The following is a 5,639-nucleotide window of genomic DNA, read 5'->3' as shown; positions in this document are numbered from 1 at the left end:
TGGTGCGGCTACGATAGGGGCTAGAGGGTGTGAGTCCCTCTTTCTACCTGTTACAAAAGTTATGTTCCTGTTTTTACAGGATGCTAGTAGGGCGACACGGACACGGGCATTAACGGGTTATCAGCGTTTTAAACATGCGACTGGTAACTTAGTGAATTAACCCTGTTTTATTTGTTACGGATAGTCATCTCAAGGATTGAGTAATGGCGTTAATAACCGCTTGGCAGATGCTTCGTAAGGGCATAGTCAAGGCGCACAGGTGGGCTTTTGAGGTGATCGTGAGGTCACAGGGGAATGAGGTGTTAAACTGGATTTCTCGGCACGTCATGGTGAATTGCTGAATTCGTAGAGATACGTTGCAATTTGCTCTGGCGGTCAATGGATAGCTCAAGCCTGTAAGGTCGGCTCTGTCAACACACAACTATAGAATAGTTGATGGCAGTCGATATGCGTAGAGTAAGTGCTTTACCTTATTGATTTAACTAGACAATATAACCCCGACAAGACTTGGAACTGCGGTTGGGTGAACATGGAATTGAGTTTAGTTAAGTTAGAGATAAGCGTACTACTCATCAAGACAAATAAGACTAACGTGGGCGCACTTCACACCGTTTGAGTTGTAGATATTTAATTTCTGATTGATTAGTTCACAGAAAAGCGATTCTAGGCAAACAACGAGGTGGTGATCGGTGACGATCTTTAGAAGTGTTAGAGAATCAGACAAGTACAAAACCCTTAATCTTTAAGGGTTGCAGTCACTCCGAGCGAATAAAAACGTAAGTGGTGATAATTGGGAAAGTCTATGCCGATAAGTTGGTGGTGTTTAAGGTGATTGAAAACAGATTTTTTTCGGTAATATTCGAGTGGTATCAACATGCTTTGGCTAGCATGATTTACCGAAAAAACTGTCTTAAAACGATTCTACAATCGTGAAAATTAGTTGTCTTGGCAGACAATGATATTTTCAAACTGTCGATGCAGTATAAATACGTACAAATTAGTAGTTTTAAGAACCCAGTCCTCTTTAAGAGGCTGGGTTTTTCTACTCAATAACTAAAATTCATCTAATTGCTCACCATTTACGTTTTAAGCGACTTTTAAATGCACAACGTAGGATAGATTAAAAAAACAATAAAAATCTCTATAGCACCGCTTTTTTTGCGTTTAATCGCTATCTTTAACGAGTGTCTACGAGTGACACAAAGAAAATTCGCTTATTCCCCTCTCTGAAAAACCGCTTTTGCTTTTTTAAGCTTTCAAATAGGGTTAAAACCTTTCTACTAAAGGGTTTTAGGGAGTATATAGGGTGGTTTATCGACCCAGTTATTAGCGAGTGTCTACGAGCGACACATTGAAGCTTTTGCTTTTCAAAAAGTATGAGCATAGCGAATACATTATCAATGCTTTTGACTTTGCTTTTGCTCTTGAAACGACACGAGCGAAGCGAGTGCCATAGCCTTTGATTTTGCTCTTGCTTTTGACTTTGATTTTCTTTTTAGCTTTTAAGAAGCTTTTAAAAGCTTTTCGCCCCTCTACAGCCCTTGCTAAATATAGCTTTCAGACTTTAAAAAAGTACAAACGCCATGTATTAAAGTACAAACGCCATGTTAAATGCCCTTAAAAAAGTACAAACGCCATGTTTAAAAAGTACAAACGCCATGTATTAAAGTACAGTTAAGGTAATTGTACTTTAATTAATTAAAAGGTATATTTTCAGAAGGTGTACTTTATTGAGATCAATATGACTTTAGACAAAAAACATTACCCCAAAGACTGGGTTGTTTTACAAAATCGTGTTGTTGAATGTTTTAAGAGCATGACGCTTGATGAAAAGCGATTATTCATCATGGCAACACCGTTAGCGAGAACCACAAATATTTCCAGTGGAGAACCTATTTATATATCAACAGAGGAGTTTGCATCTGCTTGCGGTATTGAAATTACAGGCGCATACACAGCTTTGGGTATAGCAACCAAAAAACTTTTTGATCGTTACTTTGGCTATACAAGAGCAGATAAAGCAAAAGTAAATGTTCGTTGGGTATATAAAACCGTATATGGTGAAGGTGGTGCAGAGCTATATTTTACCGATGAGGTACTTTTGCTTTTGCGTGAGTTTGATGCCCTTAACCCATATACCAAATATAAAAAGGAAGTCGTACTACGGCTCAAAAAGGACTATTCACTAGACTTTTATCACCTAGCCAAGAAGCACCAGACAATGGGCAGTTTCCAAATCAGTCTTGATGAATTATTTGAACAGCTTGGCTTACCTGATTCATATCAAGACCTAAGCAATCTAAAAAAACGTGTGATTAAGCCATCACTGGACGAAATCACCGCCAATACAGACATAGACCTGACCTATGAGAACGTGAAGCGTGGGCGATCTGTGGTTGGCTTTAAGTTCACAGTCAAAGAAAAACCAAAGCCTAAACTAATTGCACCTACACGAGATCCAAACACCGTTGATATGTTTTTCGAAATGTCCGATTCTCAAATTAATATGTTTGGTAATCAACTTTCAAAATTGCCTGAACTTGGAAAATACGCAGTCGGGAATGAGGGGTATGAAGCTTTAGCATCACGACTCAAAGATATGCTTAAAGACCCTGAAAAACAAAAGTTGCTAGTACCACACTTAAAGAAACTGGGCTTTAATCCTAAGAGTTCTTAAAGTGATTTATCGCACACGCGATTTTAATAATTTTGCCATTAGAAAAAATTTACAGGTTCAATGATGATAAAGCGATTATTCCTCATTCTTCTAACGTCCTATTCAGTTACGGCTTATGCAGAAAATAAAAAGCCTCAGCTAGTTGTCGTCAATGTTGCAGACATACAAAAGCAATATTCCACATCTCCAAATACAAAAATTGAAGTGCAGTCCGTATCAAACACTCCACTTGCGGTCCAAAAAGTTGTTGTTAATCGAGGAGCTTGTTTAGTTCTACCTGATAACAAAATCATTAATTTGCCATCTTACGGAAACAAAGCCGAATATTTAATGGGCGGATGTTATGCAAGAAATATTACGGAGATAGCCGTATATTTGAATGACAACAAGGTTGTGACTTTCCATTAACATCACATATCAGCCAACCGTTTAAAGGTTTTTTCATGGCGGATTAGAATCTTTTTAGTCAGTAACCTGACAAGTTTTTCTCCCTCGCTCCCTGTCAGATCAAGCTCTTTGATGGGTCTAATCTTGGGACGATCAACAATTTCAACACCATATTTTTTCATTCTGGATATTCCTAAAAATAATAGAACTTCAAACCAAGAAAAACGGCTGAAAGTATTGCTGTTACTACAATCCCACCAACTTTGTTGCCTAGCCGATTCTTGGAGAAAAGGAAAAATCCCACTCCAACCAACATGAAAAAACCAACAAACAAAGAAATTCGGGCTTGTGATGGCTCAATTTTAAATATTGCACCCATAGCTAATTCGAAAAAAATCGCCATGGCAAAAAAAACGGTGAAAGCCAAGCCCGCCACAATAAAACTGATTTTAAAATCTTTAAAAAATACATCGCTTTTTTGCATAAAAACTTACTTCTCAATTAACAATTGTAAAAACTAGACCCATTCCAACAACCACGGTCACTAATAATATTTTCAGCCAAAAGTTAGTATTTTTAGCCTTTAAAACATCCTGTTTAAGTGCTTGCTCTGACTTTGAAAATTTATCTATCTCGGTTTGAATTGTGTCCATATATTTTGAAATTTTTTCCAACTTTCCTGCTTGCTGTTCATTTTTAAGTGATAACTCAGTATTGGATTGCTCCAGTTGTTTATTTAAATTGATCTGTTGAATCAGTTTGTTGGCTTGTTCAGAATTACTGGCTTGAAGCTCCTCAAAAAACTGATCTTGTTCTTTAGATTCTTCAATAAACTGCTTCACTCTAGCAGTCAGTTTTATATTGTTTTCTTTAAGTTTTTCATTCTCTTGCTGTAGAGATGTTTTAGATTCCTCTATTGTAGAAAATTGCTTTTTTAAGTCGGTGAGCTGTCGCTGTAACTCAATATTTTCCTCAAAATGGCTAGTCCCAACCTCATCAAGTAGAAAATCACAATACTTAAAAAAATCGGGTTCCGTCAGTGGAAAGGGCATTGCATGAGAATTTTTCAAATGTTCGACTATTTCACGCCAACTTTTACCAGTGCGGTACAGCTCGGTGATTTCATCCTGTCGGCTCTCAAGCCATCTGCGCTTATTAAAATAAGGAGTTTTAGCCATCACTCAATATCCTTGTAGTAACTATCGTTGTAAACGTAGCCATCAGGACTTTTGCGCTGTAAAAACTTTTTACCGTCATCACTGCTTTTCCAAGTCAAAAGTAACTCTCTTGAACTTTGATTGGCTTGATCTTTAATAGACCTAAAATAAGTATGGATTTCACTATTATTTTTAATTTTCGGCGTTGAAGCACGGACATAGCTTAGATTTAACTTTCGTCCACCTGCACTTAAAAAACTGCGATTCATTTTTGACTGAAAATAGGCGGTGAACATGCCGTATAGTTTGCCGATCTGCACACGTACACCACGATAACCAATGTATCCCTCCAGACTTAGAAGGTACTTTTCAAAATGCTCTTTTACATCAGTATTAGATTTATTTTTTTGAAAGCTATTCACCAAGTTAACGCCACGCTGACGCACAGCTTCAAAGGCATCTTGATTTAAACGCCATGTAAAATTTGTTGCATGCCTGGTATTTTCACTTAAACCGATTTCCTGCAACTCTTTGATGCTTTTGGCTCTTTTTGTCAGTTGCAAAAATACATAATCGCCCACTGTTAGGGTTATCTTTCCAAAGGTTTCAGCGCCTTTAACTTGCTTAGAAATTTGATCATTTAAATAATCAAGATGGTCATATTTATTTTGGATAATCTCACCATCGGGCAAGCGTAGCAGCAAGTCATTTACTCGACACAGCAAAAGCAAAGTCGGGGGTCTAAGGGTATATAACTTATTTTCATTTTTCGATTTATCACGCAAGTAACGATAAAAATCAGCTTCGGTTAGATTTTCTTTCTGAAAACAACCGCCATTCGCAACGATGCAACAAAACGTACTTTGTCCGGACAGAAATTTTCGATACTGCTGTTGTGGTGTATTTAGCAAGCCATAGCGGTCATTCCACTTCTCAAGCATGGATTCTGCATTACTAAAATTTGTAGGTTTAACCAAAACCGCAAAATCATAGCCCTTCGAAAAACAAGCCAATACGGTATGGGTTAGCTCTTTCGTACCAGTGGTGTAATAAATCATTTTTTTCTTATTTAGTCCAAAAATTTAATTATCAATATACCCTTATTTGTAGATTCTTAAAGGGATTCTGAGGATTTTTTTAATAGTTATATCTAAAAGACTGCTTTTCGGAATTTATAATCAGATTATGCTATCGCATAATAAGCAGTTCCGAAATTTGACTTGACACGGTATCTGCTACGCATAAGATGGGTTTTGTAGATATTGTTTTTCAGTTGGACTGCCAATCCATACATTCAATTTTCCTTAAATTGTTTGTTCATGGATTGCCAACCATGAACAAACAACATCGCCCCTTTTCGCAACGTGCCAAGTTGTGAAAAGTTTTATCGGTGAAGCTGCATACGTCCGAAAGGTAGT

5 protein-coding genes are annotated in these 5,639 nt (G+C 37.3%); 1 reads left to right on the top strand and 4 read right to left on the bottom strand.

Features of this window, described 5'->3' with window-relative positions; genetic code table 11:
* The first annotated feature begins 1,741 nt into the window (after positions 1–1,741).
* Positions 1,742–2,677, top strand: coding sequence for a replication initiation protein (locus D7V32_RS16555; protein WP_120385335.1), 936 nt, complete (start codon positions 1,742–1,744; stop codon positions 2,675–2,677).
* Between the two features lie 410 nt (positions 2,678–3,087).
* Here the strand turns inward: D7V32_RS16555 and D7V32_RS16545 are convergent, their stop codons facing one another.
* The 4 genes from D7V32_RS16545 to D7V32_RS16530 are packed head-to-tail and all read right to left on the bottom strand — an operon-like array spanning position 3,088 to position 5,279.
* Positions 3,088–3,246 (bottom strand): acetyltransferase, encoded by a 159-nt coding sequence (locus tag D7V32_RS16545; RefSeq protein WP_228200241.1) that lies wholly within the window; start codon positions 3,244–3,246, stop codon positions 3,088–3,090.
* Between the two features lie 11 nt (positions 3,247–3,257).
* A complete protein-coding gene (locus D7V32_RS16540; protein ID WP_120385332.1) occupies positions 3,258–3,548 on the bottom strand; it encodes a hypothetical protein in 291 nt (96 codons plus the stop codon).
* Positions 3,549–3,561: 13 nt separating this feature from the next.
* On the bottom strand, positions 3,562–4,242 hold the full coding sequence (locus D7V32_RS16535; RefSeq protein ID WP_120385331.1) for a hypothetical protein: 681 nt from the start codon (positions 4,240–4,242) through the stop codon (positions 3,562–3,564).
* Positions 4,242–5,279, bottom strand: coding sequence for a hypothetical protein (locus D7V32_RS16530; protein ID WP_120385330.1), 1,038 nt, complete (start codon positions 5,277–5,279; stop codon positions 4,242–4,244). Before D7V32_RS16530 ends, D7V32_RS16535 begins: the two co-directional genes overlap by 1 nt.
* Positions 5,280–5,639: the final 360 nt, after the last annotated feature.

This window comes from Acinetobacter tianfuensis (assembly GCF_003611465.1).
GTDB classification, from domain to species: Bacteria; Pseudomonadota; Gammaproteobacteria; order Pseudomonadales; family Moraxellaceae; genus Acinetobacter; species Acinetobacter tianfuensis.
This window is presented reverse-complemented; position numbering and strand designations above follow the sequence as displayed.

Coding starts and splice junctions, on each gene's coding strand:
- D7V32_RS16540 (WP_120385332.1), bottom strand. CDS start 3,548: ATGCAAAAAAGCGATGTATTTTTTAAAGATTTTAAAATCAGTTTTATT.
- D7V32_RS16555 (WP_120385335.1), top strand. CDS start 1,742: ATGACTTTAGACAAAAAACATTACCCCAAAGACTGGGTTGTTTTACAA.
- D7V32_RS16545 (WP_228200241.1), bottom strand. CDS start 3,246: ATGAAAAAATATGGTGTTGAAATTGTTGATCGTCCCAAGATTAGACCC.
- D7V32_RS16535 (WP_120385331.1), bottom strand. CDS start 4,242: ATGGCTAAAACTCCTTATTTTAATAAGCGCAGATGGCTTGAGAGCCGA.
- D7V32_RS16530 (WP_120385330.1), bottom strand. CDS start 5,279: ATGATTTATTACACCACTGGTACGAAAGAGCTAACCCATACCGTATTG.